The organism is Tractidigestivibacter sp., from assembly GCF_057241865.1.
The window spans coordinates 22,954-40,711 of sequence record NZ_DBHHPX010000025.1 but is presented as its reverse complement, the minus strand read 5'-3'; the positions used below and the strand labels follow the sequence as shown (position 1 = coordinate 40,711).

At 64.9% G+C, this 17,758-nt stretch carries 16 protein-coding genes and 5 tRNA genes; all 21 read left to right on the top strand.

Going from position 1 to position 17,758, the window contains the following annotated elements; genetic code table 11:
- Positions 1–418 precede the first annotated feature (418 nt).
- Positions 419–2,668: a lysine--tRNA ligase gene (gene lysS / locus ACO59D_RS09020; protein ID WP_485126682.1), complete on the top strand. Its 2,250-nt coding sequence runs from the start codon at positions 419–421 to the stop codon at positions 2,666–2,668.
- Positions 2,669–2,817: 149 nt separating this feature from the next.
- Positions 2,818–5,418, top strand: coding sequence for an ATP-dependent Clp protease ATP-binding subunit (locus tag ACO59D_RS09015; RefSeq protein WP_485126681.1), 2,601 nt, complete (start codon positions 2,818–2,820; stop codon positions 5,416–5,418).
- Between the two features lie 97 nt (positions 5,419–5,515).
- Entirely contained in the window at positions 5,516–6,595 is a 1,080-nt protein-coding gene (disA, locus tag ACO59D_RS09010) for a DNA integrity scanning diadenylate cyclase DisA (protein WP_130810379.1), read from the top strand.
- Positions 6,592–7,356 (top strand): 2-C-methyl-D-erythritol 4-phosphate cytidylyltransferase, encoded by a 765-nt coding sequence (gene ispD / locus ACO59D_RS09005; RefSeq protein ID WP_130810377.1) that lies wholly within the window; start codon positions 6,592–6,594, stop codon positions 7,354–7,356. The genes disA and ispD overlap by 4 nt, the downstream gene beginning before the upstream one ends.
- 10 nt (positions 7,357–7,366) lie before the next feature.
- Positions 7,367–7,867, top strand: coding sequence for a 2-C-methyl-D-erythritol 2,4-cyclodiphosphate synthase (gene ispF, locus ACO59D_RS09000; protein WP_485126680.1), 501 nt, complete (start codon positions 7,367–7,369; stop codon positions 7,865–7,867).
- Positions 7,868–7,985: 118 nt separating this feature from the next.
- Complete coding sequence (cysS, locus tag ACO59D_RS08995) at positions 7,986–9,446, top strand: cysteine--tRNA ligase (protein WP_485126679.1); 1,461 nt, start codon at positions 7,986–7,988, stop codon at positions 9,444–9,446.
- Positions 9,447–9,455: 9 nt separating this feature from the next.
- The gene (gene rlmB, locus ACO59D_RS08990; protein WP_485126678.1) at positions 9,456–10,421 is read left to right on the top strand and encodes a 23S rRNA (guanosine(2251)-2'-O)-methyltransferase RlmB; all 966 of its coding nucleotides are present in this window, start codon (positions 9,456–9,458) and stop codon (positions 10,419–10,421) included.
- The gene (locus ACO59D_RS08985; protein WP_485126677.1) at positions 10,414–11,001 is read left to right on the top strand and encodes an NYN domain-containing protein; all 588 of its coding nucleotides are present in this window, start codon (positions 10,414–10,416) and stop codon (positions 10,999–11,001) included. The genes rlmB and ACO59D_RS08985 overlap by 8 nt, the downstream gene beginning before the upstream one ends.
- A gap of 68 nt (positions 11,002–11,069) precedes the next feature.
- Positions 11,070–11,144: transfer RNA gene (locus tag ACO59D_RS08980), tRNA-Thr, on the top strand.
- Positions 11,145–11,815: 671 nt separating this feature from the next.
- A tRNA-Tyr gene (locus tag ACO59D_RS08975) sits at positions 11,816–11,899 on the top strand.
- A 1-nt stretch (position 11,900) separates the two neighbouring features.
- A tRNA-Thr gene (locus ACO59D_RS08970) sits at positions 11,901–11,976 on the top strand.
- Positions 11,977–11,997: 21 nt separating this feature from the next.
- A tRNA-Met gene (locus ACO59D_RS08965) sits at positions 11,998–12,074 on the top strand.
- A 97-nt stretch (positions 12,075–12,171) separates the two neighbouring features.
- Positions 12,172–13,377, top strand: coding sequence for an elongation factor Tu (tuf, locus tag ACO59D_RS08960; RefSeq protein ID WP_165443470.1), 1,206 nt, complete (start codon positions 12,172–12,174; stop codon positions 13,375–13,377).
- 259 nt (positions 13,378–13,636) lie between these two features.
- The gene (gene rpmG / locus ACO59D_RS08955; protein WP_032110555.1) at positions 13,637–13,786 is read left to right on the top strand and encodes a 50S ribosomal protein L33; all 150 of its coding nucleotides are present in this window, start codon (positions 13,637–13,639) and stop codon (positions 13,784–13,786) included.
- 17 nt (positions 13,787–13,803) lie between these two features.
- Positions 13,804–13,879, top strand: a tRNA-Trp gene (locus ACO59D_RS08950).
- A gap of 71 nt (positions 13,880–13,950) precedes the next feature.
- Positions 13,951–14,343 (top strand): preprotein translocase subunit SecE, encoded by a 393-nt coding sequence (gene secE / locus ACO59D_RS08945; RefSeq protein ID WP_485126676.1) that lies wholly within the window; start codon positions 13,951–13,953, stop codon positions 14,341–14,343.
- Positions 14,344–14,347: 4 nt separating this feature from the next.
- On the top strand, positions 14,348–14,899 hold the full coding sequence (nusG, locus tag ACO59D_RS08940; RefSeq protein ID WP_130810362.1) for a transcription termination/antitermination protein NusG: 552 nt from the start codon (positions 14,348–14,350) through the stop codon (positions 14,897–14,899).
- Positions 14,900–14,990: 91 nt separating this feature from the next.
- Positions 14,991–15,422, top strand: coding sequence for a 50S ribosomal protein L11 (gene rplK / locus ACO59D_RS08935; RefSeq protein ID WP_130810360.1), 432 nt, complete (start codon positions 14,991–14,993; stop codon positions 15,420–15,422).
- Between the two features lie 107 nt (positions 15,423–15,529).
- Positions 15,530–16,237 (top strand): 50S ribosomal protein L1, encoded by a 708-nt coding sequence (gene rplA / locus ACO59D_RS08930; RefSeq protein ID WP_485126675.1) that lies wholly within the window; start codon positions 15,530–15,532, stop codon positions 16,235–16,237.
- A 326-nt stretch (positions 16,238–16,563) separates the two neighbouring features.
- Positions 16,564–17,082 (top strand): 50S ribosomal protein L10, encoded by a 519-nt coding sequence (gene rplJ, locus ACO59D_RS08925; protein WP_485126674.1) that lies wholly within the window; start codon positions 16,564–16,566, stop codon positions 17,080–17,082.
- 84 nt (positions 17,083–17,166) lie between these two features.
- Positions 17,167–17,547, top strand: a complete 381-nt coding sequence (gene rplL, locus ACO59D_RS08920) for a 50S ribosomal protein L7/L12 (RefSeq protein WP_130810354.1) — start codon at positions 17,167–17,169, stop codon at positions 17,545–17,547.
- Positions 17,548–17,758: the final 211 nt, after the last annotated feature.

Below are 17,758 nucleotides of genomic sequence, written 5' to 3'. Positions count from 1 at the left end.
TTCTCGGCGCAGACCTCACTTGCCCGTGCTACCCACTAGAAACGCGGAAGAGCCCTTTTTTCTCGGTCTGCCTGCCCGGAGGAGAGGGCCGCTGCGGCACCGGCTTGACGCCGTGGCACACGCCTCGGCAGCCTCCCGCGTCGCTAGCCCTTCCCCAGCCGTGATTATTGCGCGCAACTTTGGGATTCGTGCAGGGCCAACTGGGAAAACGCCGAGACAAGACAAAATGCCGCGCAATAATGCCGGGCTCCTGCAGCTGCCCACATCCGCGCGCTTCTCGGCACCGAGAAACCCGGCGTGCCAACGCGCCAGCCAAATCGCTACAGTACAATGGTCTGCGCCGTGGTCGCATTGCACCGTCGGCCAGGCATGGGAGAGAGATCGCGCCGACAGGCGCATGTGAGCACTAGGAGCAGCAATGGCCGACCAGAGCAAGACCGGCGAGAACAACACCAATGACGAGAGGGCCCAGCGCCGCGCCCGCCGTCAGGCGCTCATCGACGCGGGCGTGGACCCCTATCCCATACGGTCCAACGTCACCGCCCATGCGGCCGAGCTGGAGCAAAGGTACGCCAACCTGCAGGACGGCGAGGACACAACCGACGAGGTCACCGTGGCGGGGCGCGTTCGCGCCTTCCGCGACTCGGGAAAGATTGCCTTCGTGGTGCTGGAGGACGCCACCGGTCAGATTCAGCTGTTCTGCCGCGTGAACAACTTCGCTCCCGCCGACTGGGGCCTGCTCAAGCAGGTCGACCTGGGTGACATCGTGGAGGCCACGGGTGTCGTGGTGCGCACGCGTCGCGGGCAGCTGTCAGTTAGCCCCACCAGCGTGCGTCCGCTCTCCAAGTCGCTGCGTCCGCTGCCCGAGAAGTTCCACGGCCTTACGGACCGTGAGGTCCGCTACCGCCAGCGCTACGTCGACCTCATCATGAACCCAGAGGTGCGTGACGTGTTCCGCCGTCGCTCCGCCATCGTGAGCCTGATCCGGCGCTACATGGAGGCCGACGGCTACATGGAGGTCGAGACCCCCATGATGCACGCCATCATGGGCGGCGCGAACGCCAAGCCGTTCGTCACGCACTTCAACGCGCTCGACCGCGACTTCTACCTGCGCATCGCCACCGAGCTGCCGCTCAAGCGCCTCATCGTGGGCGGCATGGAGCGCGTGTTCGAGATTGGCCGCCAGTTCCGCAACGAGGGCATGGACCTCACGCACAACCCCGAGTTCACCACGATGGAGGCCTACTGCGCCTATGCCGACCTCGACGGCATGAAGCGGCTCACCGAGGGCCTCTTCAAGGCCATCGCGCGCGAGGTCTGCGGCTGCGAGGAGGGTCACGAGGCCATCACGTACCAGGGCCAGGAGGTCGACATGAGCGGCACGTGGCGCTCGGTGGCCCTCTCCGAGGTGGCTTCGCAGGTCGTGGGCGAGCACGTGGACATGGACACGCCCATCGAGCACCTTCGCGGGCTCTGCGCGGCCCACGGCATCGATGTCGAGGAGGGTTGGGGCGCCGGCAAGCTCCTCTTCGAGCTCTACGACGAGTTGGGCGAGTCCACGCTCGTGAACCCCACCTTTGTGTGCGACTACCCCGAGGAGGTGAGCCCACTTGCCAAGCGCAAGGAGGAGGACCCACGCCTCACCGACCGCTTCGAGCTCGTGATCTGCGGCCATGAGTACGCGAACGCCTTCTCCGAGCTGAACGACCCCGTCGACCAGGCCGGCCGCTTTGCCGAGCAGGTCGCGGCCAAGGGCATGGGTGACGACGAGGCCATGGGCTACGACTACGACTACGTGCGCGCGCTCGAGTACGGCATGCCTCCCGCGGGTGGCATTGGCTACGGCATCGACCGCATGGTCATGCTCTTCTGCGACCAGCCCGCCATCCGTGACGTGCTGCTCTTCCCGCAGATGAAGCCCGAGGTCGTGACCAAGGCCGACATCGCCTCGCAGCTCCCGGAGGCAACGGACAGCGCCGCCTCTGTCGACGCCATTGCCGACGATGCCGAGACGGGCGCCTCCCAGGAGGTCGCGCGCGAGTCGGCGGAGCCTGCGCTCTCGACCGGCCTCACGCGCGACCAGGCGCTCTCCCTGCTTCGGCGCCACAACAAGGACCCCTTCCACATCCAGCACGCCGAGACCCTCGAGGGCCTCATGCGCCATTACGCCGAGAGGTACGACCCCGCCAACGTCGACTTCTGGGGACAGGTGGGCCTTCTCCACGACCTTGACTGGGAGGAGTCCCAAGACCCCGTGCGGCACACGGTGAGGGCGGGCGAGCTCATCGAGGCCGAGGGCGGTACGCCCGAGCTGGTGCATGCCATCCAGACGCACAACTCCGACAACAACCCCGACCTGCCCCAGCCCGAGGCCAGGATGGAGCGCGTGCTCTACGCGGTCGACGAGCTTAGCGGCCTCATCCAGGCAGCCGTCCTCATGCGCCCCAGCAAGTCGGTCATGGACCTCGAGGTCAAGTCGCTCAAGAAGAAGTTCAAGGACAAGCGCTTCGCCGCCGGCTGCAGCCGCGACGTTATCCGCCGTGGTGCCGAGCTCAACGGCATGGAGCTCGACGACCTGTTCGCAAGCATGATCTGCGCCATGCGCGCCATCGCGCCTGACCGTGATAAGTGGCTCGCCGCGCACCTCGAGGATTCCGAGAAGCAATAGCATACGTTTTCGTCCGTGTGTTTGCCCGTCCGTGCGCGTGGGTAAACACACAGCCAAGAAGACGTCGCGGGGCATGCCACCCTATGCGCGGGCCTTCGGGTCCGCGCATTTCGTAGCCCCCCCGCATGGCACTGAGGAGACATCAGCGCATGTTCGAGAAATTCACCGACAGGGCCAGGAAGGTCATGAGCTTGGCCCAGGACGAGGCGAGGAGCCTCGGCCAGATGTACGTGGGCACGGAGCACCTGCTCCTGGCCCTCATCAAGGAGGGGGACGGCGTCGCTGCCAAGGCGCTCGCGAAGCTCGACGTCACATACGACGAGACGCTCGCCACCGTGAAGCAGATCTCCCAGGACGAGACCGAGCCCGTCCCCGGCGGGCACATCCCCTTCACACCGCGCACCAAGCGTGTGCTGGAGGCCGCATACCGCGAGACCATGACCCACGGCCAGACCTACATCGCCACCGAGCACCTGCTCCTGGGCATTGTGTCCGAGGGCAACGGCCGTGCCATGGACGCGCTGCGCGCCATGGGCGTCTCGGGCGACGCGGTGCGCAACGCCGTGAGCGAGCTCGTGTCCAAGAAGGCCGAGGAGGAGGGCCAGTCCGCTGCCGAGGTCCGCATGGACTCCAGCACCTTCATGGGCATGGGGTCTGCCCAGTCCTCCTCGGACGATGGCTCCATGCTTGAGAAGTATGGCCGCAACCTCACCAAGCTCGCCGAGGCGGGCAGGCTCGACCCCGTGCTCGACCGTGACCGCGAGATCGAGCGCGTTATGCAGGTGCTCGCGCGTAGGCAGAAGAACAACCCGCTCATCCTGGGCGACCCAGGCGTTGGCAAGACGGCCGTCGTCGAGGGCCTGGCTCAGCTCATCTCCGCCGGCAACGTGCCCGACATTCTCCGCGGCAAGCAGATCTGGACGCTCGACGTGGCATCGCTCGTGGCAGGCTCCAAGTACCGCGGCGAGTTCGAGGAGCGCATGAAGAAGGTTGTCGCCGAGCTGGAGGACAACCCCAACGACATCCTCTTCATCGACGAGATCCACACCATCATTGGTGCGGGCTCCGCCGAGGGCTCGATCGACGCCGCCTCCATCCTGAAGCCGCCCCTCTCGCGCGGTGAGATCCAGGTCATCGGCGCCACCACGGCCGAGGAGTACCGCAAGCACATCGAGAAGGACTCCGCCTTCGAGCGCAGGTTCCAGCCGGTCAACATCGGCGAGCCCAGCCCCGAGGACACCCTCGAGATCCTGCATGGCCTGCAGAGCCGCTACGAGGAGCACCACCACGTCCGCTATACCGAGGGCGCGCTGAAGGCAGCCGTGACGCTGGCCGACCGCTACATCCAGGACCGCTTCCTGCCCGACAAGGCCATCGACGTCATCGACGAGGCCGGTGCCCGCACGCGCGTCCACAAGACCACGCTGCCCCCCGAGATCGCCCAGGTCGATGCCGAGCTCGCCCGCGTTCGCGACGAGAAGTCCAAGGCTGCCGCTGCCCAGGAGTTCGAGGACGCTGCCCGCCTGCGCGACCAGGAGAAGGAGCTTGTCTCCAAGCGAGACGAGCTTGAGGGCGCCTGGCGCGAGAGACTCGCCCAGAACGTGGTGACCGTGGACGAGGATGACATCGCCGACGTCGTCTCGAGCATCACCGGGGTGCCCGTATCCAACCTCACCGAGGCCGAGGCCTCGAAGCTCCTGCGCTGCGAGGACGTTCTCCACCAGCGCGTCATTGGGCAGGACGAGGCCGTGACCAAGGTTGCGCGTGCCATCCGTCGCAGCCGCTCGCCCTTGAAGGACCCGCGCCGCCCCGGCGGCTCGTTCATCTTCCTGGGCCCCTCGGGCGTGGGCAAGACCGAGCTTGCCAAGGCGCTTGCCGCGTTCCTCTTCGGCTCGGAAGACGCGCTCATCACCTTCGACATGTCCGAGTTCATGGAGAAGCACACCGTCTCCAAGCTCGTCGGCGCGCCTCCGGGATACGTGGGCTATGACGAGGGCGGCGAGCTCACCAAGGCCGTGCGCAGGCGCCCGTACTCGGTCGTGCTCTTCGACGAGATCGAGAAGGCCCACCCTGACGTCTTCAACGTGCTGCTCCAGATTCTCGACGAGGGCAGGCTCACCGACGGCCAGGGTCGTCACGTGGATTTCTCCAACACGGTCATCATCATGACCTCCAACATCGGTGCGCGCGACATCGCGCAGACCACCACGATGGGCTTCTCGGCATCAGGCGCCTCGGGCCTCTCGGACAAGGAGATCACGAGCCGCGTGACCTCCGAGCTCAAGAAGCTCTTCCGCCCCGAGTTCCTGAACCGTGTGGACGAGATCGTGGTCTTCAAGTCGCTCACGGGCGAGCAACTCCGTGGCATCGTGGAACTCATGGTCTCTGACCTGCGCGATCGCCTCATCACCAACGGCATGTCGATCAACCTCAGCGATGCTGCGCGCGACCTTGTCGCCAAGCGTGGCACCGATCCGATCTATGGTGCGCGTCCGCTGCGCCGCGCCATCCAAACGCTCATCGAGGATCCACTCTCGGAGGAGCTCCTGGAGGGCAAGTGGCAGCGTGGCGACATCATTGAGCTGGACGCCGACGGCGACGAGCTTGTGTTCTCCAAGGGCACAGGCGAGATCCCCGCTCCGCGCAAGCACAAGCACATGGAGCTTCCTTCGGCGCACGACCGCTGGTCTGTCGACTCCGGCGCTCACCGGTCGCCGCAGGAGGGAGGGCTTGCCGCGTCTGGCGTATAGGCCCACGGCCCAAGTGCCCCCGCTCGTCATATACTGCTATGAGGTTTGAGATTTCTCCGGCCCGCCTTGTGCGGGCCGGCGTGTCCGAGGAGGCGCCATGGATCCTGCCAAGCTAGACAAGGGGGCCCTCACCACCCAGCAGCGCATCGACGGCGCCATCAAGATGACGGCGCCGGGGACTGCCCTGCGTGTGGCCCTCGACATGATCATTGCCGGCCACCTGGGGGCCCTCATCTGCGTGGGCGACACCGAGAACGTGCTGGCTGCCGGCGATGACGGCTTCGCCATGGACGTCTCGTTCACCGCGAACCGACTCTTCGAGCTCTGCAAGATGGATGGCGCCGTCATTATCGACAAGGACCTCACCAAGATCTTGCGTGCCAACTACCACCTCAACCCGGATCCGTCGCTGCCCGCCACCGAGACGGGCACGCGCCATCGTACGGCAGCGCGCATGAGCCTGCTCACCAAGGCCATGGTCATCTCGGTCTCCGAGCGTCGTTCGGTGGTCAATGTGTACGTGGACGGCTGCGGCTACCAACTTCGTCCCGCCGCCGAGATCATGTCCACCGTGAACCAGCTCACTGCGGCCATGCAGAACACCCGCTCGCAGCTTGACCGCAGCCTCCAGCACCTCACCAGCCTGGAGCTCGACAACTTTGTCACGCTGGGTGACATCACGAACATCTTCTACCTGTTCGAGGTGCTCATGTCGGCGGGCGACGAGCTTGACCGCTGCATCGTCCAGCTGGGCACCTCTGGCCGCATCACCGAGATGCAGCGCGAGGAGTTCCTCGGTGACATGGACGAGGCCTACAACCTCATGATTCGCGACTATGCCAGGGACTCCTCCGAGGAGCATGCCCGTGCCATCCGTAAGCAGTTCCACGAGATGGCCAACCCGCAGCTGCGTTCGCCCAAGGTCGTCGCCCGCATCCTGGGCTACGACGAGGACTACGGCGAGGACACCATCATGACGCCGCTTGGCCTGCGCACCCTCTCGCGCGTCTCGGTGGTGCGCGAGGGCATGGCGGACAAGATCGTGGACGAGTACGGCTCGCTCCAAGAGATTCTCGAGGCGGCCGAGGACGACTCCTCCAAGCTGGGCGAGATTGGCGTCAGGAACCCAGATGCCCTGGCAAACAGCCTGCATCGCATGTGGGGGCAGAGCGAATGAGCGCACCAGAGGCATGCGCCTCGCCCTCCGCTGCCCGCGTGGGCGAGAGTGGCTCAAAGCCAGATGCGGTGGCGATCATCGTTGCGGGTGGCGCGGGCGAGCGCTTTGGAGACCCACGCGGCAAGCAGTTCGTGGACCTCTGCGGGCTGCCGCTCATGTGCTGGCCGCTTCTCGCCTTTGACCACGCGCCCTCGGTTGGCCACATCGTGGTGGTGTGTGCGCCGGACCGTGCGGATACGGTGCGCGACGAGGTCCTTTCTCGCGTGACGCTGCTCACGCCCGTCACGCTGGCGGCCTCTGGGGACACCCGCCAGCAGTCCGTTGCGCACGGGCTGGCGGCCATGCCGCGCGGCTACGGCTTTGTGGCCGTCCACGACGCGGCCCGCCCCCTTATCGAGGCCAAGGTCATCGAGGGCGTCATCGCGTGCGTGCGAGAGGACCCCAAGCTTGCGGGTGCCATCTGCGCCGCGCGCTCGGTGGACACCTTGAAGCTCGTCGAGGACGGCATTGTCATCGCCACGCCGGACCGCTCCTTCTACTGGTCGGCCCAGACGCCGCAGGTCTTTCGCACCCGCGCGCTGACCTCGGCCTACAAGTCCGCCGCGTGGGAGGGCTACCAGGGCACCGACGACGCCTCTCTCGTCGAGCGCCACGGCGGAAAGGTCCGCTGCTTTGACTCTCCGCGCGACAACATCAAGGTCACCGTCCCCGAGGACTTGGCCATCGCTTGCACCGCGCTCGAGCAGCGGCTGCTCATGTAGGGGGTAGGGCATGTTGCGCATTGGGCATGGTCTTGACGTTCACGCCTTCACGGAGGGACGGCCGCTCATCCTAGGCGGCGTCAAACTGCCCAGCGAGCGTGGCCTTGCGGGCCACTCGGACGCAGACGTACTGGCCCACGCCCTCATGGATGCCATCCTGGGTGCCATGCGCGCCGGCGACATCGGCCAGCTCTTCCCCGATACCGACCCCGCCTTCGAGGGCGCGGACTCCATGGCCCTGCTCTCGCGCGTGGCGTCGCTTGCCCGCGAGCAGGGCTTCTCGCTTGTCGATGCAGACTGCACCGTAGCCGCCCAGGCACCAAGGCTCGCGCCCCACCGCGACCGGATGCGGCGGGCCATGGCCCAGGCCATGGGTGTGGACGTGTCACGGGTTGGCGTCAAGGCAACCACCACCGAGCACCTTGGCTTTGTGGGTCGAAAGGAGGGCATTGCCGCCTGGGCCGTGGTCCTTCTCGACAAGGCCGATGCCCCATGGGACTGCGGCGGGTAGGGCCTCCGAAGCCCCACGCGACGCCCAAAGCCTGTGTCTAGGAGCCTCCCCAAGGATTGCCTTGCGGGGTGCTGCTACAATGCCTGTACCTCTGTGCACACACTCCAAGGAGCAAGCCATGCTGATCTACAACACTCAGACGCACCGAAAGCAGGGGCTCGAGCCCATCGAGCCGGGCAAGATTCGCATGTACGTCTGTGGCCCCACGGTCTACGACCAGATTCACATCGGCAATGCGCGCACGTTCCTCTCGTTTGACGTGATTCGCCGCTACCTCGTGTACAGGGGCTACGAGGTCACCTTTGCCCAGAACCTCACCGATGTGGACGACAAGATCATCGGTCGCGCCAACGAGCAGGGTCGCAGCGCCGCCGACGTCGCCGAGGAGTTCTCGGACGCTTTTGTCGAGCAGATGCACCGCTTTGGGATTCTCGACCCCGACATCCGCCCGCGTGCCACGCACGAGATTCAGGCCATGCAGGCCATGATCGAGTCCCTCATCGAGCAGGGCAACGCCTACGTGGCCGACAACGGCGACGTGTACTTCTCGGTGCGCTCGGACAACGCCTACGGCATCCTCTCCGGCCGCGACCTTGACCAGATGCGCGCCGGCGAGCGCGTGGAGGTCAACGACCAGAAGCGCGACCCCTTCGACTTTGCCCTCTGGAAGGCCGCCAAGCCCGGCGAACCCAGCTGGCCAAGCCCCTGGGGCGACGGCCGTCCCGGCTGGCACACCGAGTGCTGCGCCATGATCCATCGCTACCTGGGCACCCCCATCGACATCCACGGCGGTGGAGCAGACCTGGTCTTCCCGCACCACGAGAACGAGACCGCCCAGGCGATGTGCGCCTGGCACGAGCCGCTGGCCAATCTCTGGATGCACACGGGGATGCTGCGCGTGAACGGCGAGAAGATGTCCAAGAGCCTGGGCAACTTCTACACGCTCAAGGAGGTCCTCGACAGGTATCCCGCCGACGCGGTGCGCCTGCTCATGCTGCAGACCCACTACCGCGCTCCGCTCGACTTCTCCTTCGACCGCCTCGAGGGCGCCGTGGGCACCCTCGAACGCCTGCGCACGTGCGAGAAGAACCTGCTCTGGGCCTCCAAGAACGGCTCGGGCGGCGAGGGATGCGACGACGAGCTCCTCTCGGCCGTCCGCGAGGCGCACGAGGAGTTCACGCGCCAGATGGACGACGACTTCAACACCGCCGGTGGCCTGGCGGCGATCTTCTCGCTTGTGACCTCGGCAAACACCTACCTTGCCGACACCGGCACCGCTGCTGGCGGCGAAGCCGCGAGCGCCGCGGCCAACGTCCTTGCCGAGCTCGCGGGCGTCCTTGGCATCACGCTTGCGGCAGAGGAGGACGAGCTTCCCGCTGAGCTTGTGGGCCTTGCCGAGCAGTACGCCGGCTATCGGGGAAGCTCTGCCACCGAGGCCGCCGATGCGCTTATCGCCGCACGTCAGGCAGCCCGCAAGGCGAAGGACTGGGGCAGCGCGGACGGCATCCGCGATGCCATCGCAGGCTTGGGCCTGGTTCTCGAGGACACCGCCGCAGGCTCTCGCCTGCGCAGGGCGTAGGTGATGAGAATGGCACGAGGTGATGCGCGAAGGGGCTCGTCCCGCAGGGGAGCGGGTTCGGCGCAGGCCGGTCGTGGCGGCCAGCACCACGGCCGCAGCCAGCGCTCGGGCTCGCGCCCGGGAAACGGGGCGCCGAGGGGGCGCCAGGGCAGGGGCGGACGCGACCAACGCGACCGGCACGGCCGACGCGACCAGGGTCGCTCTGCGGTGCCTGGCTCAGATGTCATCGAGGGGCGCCGCGCCGTCGCCGAGGCGCTCGACGCGGGGATTCCCATACGCACTGCCTTCGTGCAGGACGGAGCTGGCTCGCCCGATGGCACCGACAAGACGCTTGGCTCTCTGGTGCGCAGGCTCGTCGACGCGGGCGTGGAGTGCGAGCCCGTACCGCGCTCGCGCCTTGACCGGCTCTCGAGCCACGGCGCCCACCAGGGCATCGTCGTGAGGACCAAGCCCTTCTCATACGCAACGATCGAGGACGTCATCGCTGCGGCGGGGGAGGGGGACGCCCTGGTGGTTGTGCTCGACCATGTGACCGACGAGGGCAACTTTGGCGCCATCGTACGCTCTGCGGAGGTCGTGGGCGCTGCCGGCGTGGTTGTGGCAAACGCGCGCGCCGCCACCGTTGGGCCCGGTGCCTACAAGACCTCTGCCGGCGCCGTGCTGCACCTTCCCATCGCGCAGGTTCCCAACCTGGCCCGTGCGATCGACCAGCTCAAGGATGCTGGGTTCTGGGCCTGCGCCGCAACCGAGCACGCCGAGCAGAGCGTGTGGCACGCGCCCGTCTATGGGCGGCTTGCGCTGGTCATGGGCTCTGAGGGGGAGGGCATCTCTCGCCTCGTGCTCGACCACTGCGACTTTGGTGCCAGGCTTCCGCAGCGCGGTCGTGTCGAGTCGCTCAACGTTGCCCAGGCCACGACGGTCATGTGCTACGAGTGGCTCCGCCGCGTGAGCGAGGGGGCGCAGGCGGATGCCTAGTCGCGCCAGTCTCGCGCTGCTCGTGGTCGACGGCTACAACGTGGTTCACGGGACCCCTCGCTATGCCGCGCTCATTGACGAGCATGCGGGTGCCGGTGCCTTGGCCGACGTGGCGCACCTCTCGCGCGACCCCTACGGTCATGACCCCTTCGACCGCGCCCGCGAGGCGCTCGTCTCGGACGTGGCGGCGTATGCGCAGGGCAGCTACGAGCCGGTTGTGGTCTTCGATGCGGCGGGCAACCTCTCGGGCGAGCGACCAAACTGGAGCACGGCTGGGGTTCGCGTGGTCTTCTCGCGCACGGGCGAGTCTGCCGATGCAGTCATAGAGCGCCTGGTCACGGAGGCGCGCCATGCCGGGAGGGTCGTCTTGCTCGTGACATCGGACAACGCCATCCGCTATACCGTGGGCGGCATCCCGGTGACCACGGTCTCAAGCGCGCTTCTCGCGCAGAACATGAGCATCGTGAGCGCGGGGGTGGAGGAGGCCCGCGAGCGCGGGTCCCATACGCACCTGAGCCTGGAGGACAGGCTCGACCCCGAGACCCGGGCGAAGCTCGACAGGCTGCGCGGCCGTAGGTAGCTGGCCGCACGACCGATTCTGGTGCCGCACGTGCCAGATTCGCGCAAACACGCTATCATGTCCTCACCGCCGGTATGGCTCAATGGCAGAGCAACGGTTTTGTAAACCGTGGGTTGTGGGTTCGACTCCCTCTACCGGCTCCAGGATGAGACGCCAGGTCATAGCCACTGCGGCTGTGACCTGGTTTCGTCTTTCGTGGCAAACGGCTTGACTGGCAAGTCTCTGCCGTCGTGCGTACGCATGACGGCTGGTTGCAGATAACTCCCCCTCCTTGAGGGCCCCTCGGGCAGGAAAGCTTGGTTGTGCGTACGCATGACCGGTACATTTTGACAAGGCCGCAGCATCTGCCCAGTTGGCCGAGAAGGCCATGGCAGCAGGTGGGAGTCGTGCGTACGCACGATGGGGACATATTGCCAGGCCCGTGGATCCAACAGGGGAAACGCTACCCCCTTGGCAGAGAACCTCGGTCATGCGTACGCACAATGGCACAAATCCGCCAGGGCATCGGGCTGACACGGCAAGAGGCGCCTGCCCTCCGCGCCTCATCCGGATCCTCGGGCAGGCCCTGGCTCATCAGAGATGCCTCTTTTTGGACTGCGGCGCCCGCCGGTGCGCGCATCCGGGCCCGGACGTGTGCAATGCGGCCCGCATCCGGCAAGCGGTACATGCACTATCTGCGGGTTTCCCTGAATTGTGCGGGAATCGTGGGATAGATACACCCGGCACCGGGGTATGCGTTGACAGGATTTTTTCCTCGTCGTATTATTCACTCCGCTGCAGGGGGTTCGCCCCGTGTGGTGCTTGAAAACGGAATGGGGATGTGGCACAGCGGCAACTGCGGCGGACTGTAAATCCGCTCCCTCTGGGTTCCTTGGTTCGAGTCCAAGCATCCCCACCATGCCCGTGTAGCTCAGTCGGTAGAGCACTTCGTTGGTAACGAAGAGGTCACCGGTTCAAATCCGGTCGCGGGCTCCATTTCAAGTCGTTCGGCACCATGCCGGTGTAGCTCAGCTGGTTAGAGCACGCGGCTCATACCCGCGATGTCACTGGTTCGAATCCAGTCACCGGTACCAGGCTTTTCTGCGGCGCTGCGGCGCCGCTGAGCATAAATGGACGTATTTCTGTACCATGGAATGGCCGGAGAGGTTCGTTCCAAAAGGAGGATTGGCAATGGCCAAGGAGAAGTTCGATCGTTCTAAGCCGCACGTAAACATTGGTACCATTGGTCACGTCGACCACGGCAAGACTACGCTGACCGCGGCCATCACCAAGGTTCTCTCCGAGACCGAGGGCTGCAAGGCCGAGTTCACCGCCTTCGAGAACATCGACAAGGCTCCCGAGGAGCGTCAGCGCGGCATCACCATCTCCGTCGCTCACGTCGAGTATGAGACCTGGGAGCGCCACTACGCTCACGTTGACTGCCCGGGCCACGCTGACTACGTCAAGAACATGATTTCAGGCGCTGCCCAGATGGATGGCGCCATCCTCGTTATCGCTGCTACCGACGGCCCCATGGCTCAGACCCGCGAGCACATCCTGCTCGCCCGTCAGGTTGGCGTCAAGTACATCATCGTCTTCCTGAACAAGTGCGACATGGTCGATGACGAGGAGCTCATCGACCTGGTCGAGATGGAGACCCGCGACCTGCTCTCCGAGTACGGCTTCGACGGTGACAATACCCCAATCATCCGTGGCTCCGCCCTCGGTGCCCTCAACGGCGAGCAGAAGTGGGTCGACTCCATCGTCGAGCTCATGCACACCGTTGACTCCTACATCCCGACGCCTGCTCGTGACAACGAGAAGCCGTTCCTGATGGCCGTCGAGGACGTCATGACCATCTCCGGCCGCGGCACCGTTGCCACTGGCCGTGTCGAGCGCGGTGAGCTCAAGCTCAACGAGCCCGTCGAGATCGTCGGCATCAAGCCGACCCAGTCCTCCGTTGCCACCGGCATCGAGATGTTCCGCAAGACGCTGGACTTCTGCGAGGCTGGCGATAACGTGGGCATCCTGCTCCGTGGCATCAAGCGCGAGGACATCGAGCGCGGCCAGGTTCTCTGCAAGCCCGGCTCGGTTACCCCTCACACCAAGTTCACCGGCGAGATTTACGTTCTCACCAAGGAGGAGGGCGGCCGTCACACCCCGTTCTTCTCTGGCTACCGTCCGCAGTTCTACTTCCGCACCACGGACGTGACCGGCGACATCGCCGAGCTCACCGACAAGGACGGCAACAAGGTCGAGATGGCCATGCCGGGTGACCACGTCACCATCTCCTGCGAGCTCATTCACCCCATCGCCATGGAGGAGGGCCTCCGCTTCGCTATCCGCGAGGGTGGCCACACCGTCGGCGATGGCCGTGTCGCCACGATCGTCGAGTAGCTTCTCCCAGAAGTGACCCCAAGGCCCGGCATCCGTATGGGTGTCGGGCCGTTCTGTTGAGAACGGGACTCGTCTGATACCTTATGGCGGATTCCTCTCAGCCCTCTCGGCCCCCTGGCGTTTCCATCGCATGGATGTTGTATGAGCAATGGCCTGCAAGGCGTTTTGGGTTGACAGGATACGTAAGTTGATGATAACGTACTCCACCGCGCCATCTTCGAGGATGGCCTCGAAGTGACATGGTGTCTCAGGAGGATTCATGCGCACACTTGTTACACTTGCATGCACCGAATGCAAGCGCCGCAACTACACCACGACCAAGAACAAGGCGAACACGCCTGACCGACTTGAGATGAAGAAGTATTGTCCGTGGTGCCGTAAGCACACGCTTCACCGCGAGACCCGCTAAACTGGGTGGGCCCACACACGCCAGTAGTTCAATTGGTAGAGCATCGGTCTCCAAAACCGAGTGTTGAGGGTTCGAGTCCTTCCTGGCGTGCCAGAATTTCCCACCGGCTTTCCCTTCGGGGTTAGCCGGTTTCCATGTAAGGCAAGCCTTTAGGAGTTGTGAGGATGGCGAACAAAGACAGGAACAAGAGGAGCGCCCGCAAGGCACGTGCCCAGAAGCGTGCTGAGCGCGAGGCCGCCCAGGCTGCCTCTGCTGCCTCCAACCCCAAGCAGACAGGGGGCCCGGCAAAGCGGGCCGCTGTCGTTGCCAAGGCTTCCGAGAAGCAGGACAAGCCTGCCAAGGCGAGCAACAAGAAGCCAGGGCTTGGCATGCGCATCAAGAACTATCTCGGTGCCGTACGCACCGAGATGAGGCGCGTGGTGTGGCCCTCGAGGGAAGAGCTGCGCAACTACTCCGTTGCCGTCATCGTCTCCCTCGTGGTCTTCGGCGTTGTGCTCTGGCTTGTCGACACCGGAATCGTGGCCGTGCTCGTCGGCTATACGAGTTTGGGGGCATAAGGCCATGGCTAAGCGCTGGTACGTTATCCATACGTACTCCGGATACGAGAACAAGGTCAAGACCGATCTCGAACACCGCATCGAGACCTATGGCATTGGTGACCAGGTCGTGGACATCCAGATTCCAACGGAGGAAGTCACCGAGGTCAAGGATGGCGGCAAGCGCGAGACCAAGGAGGCCAAGGTCTTCCCGGGCTATGTCCTCGTCCGCATGGAGGTCGACGACAACACCTGGGCGGTCGTGCGCAACACGCCCGGAGTTACGGGCTTTGTCGGTCTCGACGGCAAGCCTACGCCCCTGCGTCGCGATGAGTTCGACAAGATCATGAGGCGTAGCGGCGTCCGCGCGAGCGCTTCCGCTTCGGCGCCCAAGCGCACCTCGACCAACCTCGAGCCCGGCATGTCGGTGCGCGTGCTCTCTGGGCCGCTGGCAGACTTCGACGGGCAGGTCTCCGAGGTCAACGTCGAGTCTGGCAAGGTCAAGGTCATGCTCATGATTTTTGGCCGCGAGACCCCCGTCGAGCTCACACTCGATCAGATTTCGGTTATCAGCTAGGAACTTCTGGCAGGCCCTGTATCGGTGAGGATGGCTTCTCGGGCGCCTGCGTGAAGACAGATTGCAAGCACGCTCTCCAGGAGGATTCATCATGGCCAAGAAAAAGGTCACCCACTTCATTAAGCTCCAGATTCCGGCTGGTGCCGCCAACCCTGCGCCTCCCGTTGGCCCAGCCCTCAGTGCCGCCCAGGTCAACATCATGCAGTTCTGCCAGGCCTTCAACGCTGCCACCAAGGACAAGTCCGGCGACATCATCCCTGTCGAGATTACCGTCTACGAGGATCGCACGTTTGACTTCGTGACCAAGACCCCGCCTGCGGCTCATCTCATCAAGAAGGAGCTTGGCCTCAAGAGCGGCTCCGGCGTACCCCAGCGCGACAAGGTTGGCCAGCTCACCCAGGAGCAGCTCACCAAGATCGCCCAGATCAAGATGCCGGACCTCAACGCCAACGACCTCGAGGCCGCCAAGAAGATCGTCGCCGGCACCGCTCGCTCCATGGGCGTCACCATCGCCGAGGACTAACCCTACCTTTGGCACTACGCGCCCCGTAGGGGGCGCCTCTCAGGACGTGGCGCACCCGCGCCGACTATGTGGGAGGGCATGCGCCCGTTGACCACAGGAGGTATCACATGCCTAAGCACGGAAAGAACTACAAGGCCGCTGTCGCCAAGGTCGAGGCCGGCAAGGTCTACTCGCCCAAGGAGGCCATGACGCTTGCCAAGGAGCTCTCCTCCGCCAAGTTCGACGAGACCGTCGAGGTCGCCGTTCGCCTGGGCGTCGACACCCGAAAGGCCGACCAGAACATCCGCGGCTCCATCTCGCTGCCCAACGGAACCGGCAAGACCGTCCGCGTGGCCGTCTTCGCCGAGGGCGCCAAGGCCGCCGAGGCCGAGGCCGCTGGTGCCGACATCGTCGGCTCCGACGACCTCATCGAGGAGATCCAGAAGGGCAACATCAACTTCGATGCCGTTATCGCCACGCCCAACCTCATGGGCAAGGTCGGCCGCCTCGGCCGCATCCTCGGCCCCCGTGGCCTCATGCCCAACCCCAAGCTTGGCACCGTGACCATGGACGTCGAGAAGATGGTCAAGGAACTCAAGGCTGGCCGCGTCGAGTACCGCGCCGACCGCTACGGCATCTGCCACGTCCCCATGGGCAAGGCGTCCTTCGACGTCAAGGCTCTTGTCGAGAACTACGGTGCCCTCATCACCGAGCTCGTTCGCGTTAAGCCGTCGAGCGCCAAGGGCAAGTACGTCAAGTCCATCACAATCTCCACCACCATGGGCCCTGGCATCAAGGTCGACACCACCAAGACGCGCGACTTCATGGAGGACTAGGCCCCGCGCGCATCCCGGAGTCATAGCCCCGCTCACCTGAGCGGGGCTTTTTGTGAGAATGCCGTGTCGTGAGCGTTTCCCTTGACGGGGCATGCCCCGCGTGCCAGAATACCCACTGCAGGTTTTGCCTGCACCCATACATCGCACGTCCCGCTGCCAAAGACAGCCGGTGCCTACGGGCTCAAAGGGGAAACCCGCCTGCCGAGGTGGTCTCAGCTACGAATCCATGAGGCCCCGTTTGGCTGCGCCAAGCGGGGCCCTCTCATGCGGAGGGCCCGCCGCGTCGGCGGATCGTGCCCGGATACGTGTGAGAAGGAGGTGTTCACATGCCAGCACAGTCCAACATAGACATGCTCGAGAGGGTCAAGGGCTCCATCGAGGCTTCCAAGGGCCTTTTTGTCATCGACTACCGTGGTCTCACCGTCAAGGAGGCCCAGGAGCTCCGTCGCGCCCTGAGCGAGGCCGGCGCGCACATGAAGGTCTACAAGAACAACATCGTGCGCATCGCCCTCAGGGACGTCGAGATGCCCGACATTGACGATATGCTCAAAGGCACCTGCGCCTACGTCTTCTACGAGAAGGATCCTGTCGAGGCCGCCAAGGTCTTGAAGCAGGAGGCCGACAAGCTCAAGAAGATGCAGATCCTGGGTGGCATCGTAGACAGCAAGGCCGTCTCGTCCGAGGAGGCCCTCGCGTACGCCGAGCTCCCGTCCCGCGACGAGCTTCTCGCCAAGCTCGTGTATGTCATCGGTAGCCCGCTCTCGGGTATTGCGCAGGTGTGCGCCGGTCCCGCCAGGGGCCTCGTCACCGCGCTCCAGGCGGTCTCCGAGAAGCAGGCCGCATAGCGCCTGTCTGCACCATCGGCACTTCCAGTACGACAAGACAATCCCGAGGGCACATAAGGTGCCCCGACATGAAGGAGAATTAGCATGGCTGCTACCAAGGAAGAGATCATCGAGGCCATCAAGGAGATGCCCGCCCTCGAGCTTTCCGAGCTCGTCCACGAGCTGGAGGACGTCTTCGGCGTGTCCGCCGCTGCCCCCGTTGCCGTTGCTGCCGCCCCTGCGGCTGGCGCTGCTGCTGCCGAGGAGGAGGAGAAGACCAACTTCGACGTCGAGCTGACCTCCTTCGGCTCCAACAAGATCGCCGTCATCAAGGTCGTCCGCGCCCTCACCAGCCTCGGCCTGAAGGAGGCCAAGGACAAGGTGGAGGCTGCCCCCGCCGTCCTTCTCGAGGGTGCCAAGAAGGAGGACGCCGAGGACGCCAAGAAGCAGCTCGAGGAGGCCGGCGCCACCGTCACCCTGAAGTAGCTTCGGGTCTCACGGACGCATCTCGTGCTCCATCGGGGGTCGGACCACGCGGTCCGGCCCCCTTCTTGTGGGCCGCCTCTCTTGGGGGTGGGCCCGGACATGGACATGGCGGGATTGGGCCATCGTGCGTACGCACAAGTGGGATTATTTGCCACGGGGAGTGCGTTTTCCCTGGTTAAGCTCGAACGTCTGGCAAATGTTGCTGGTTGTG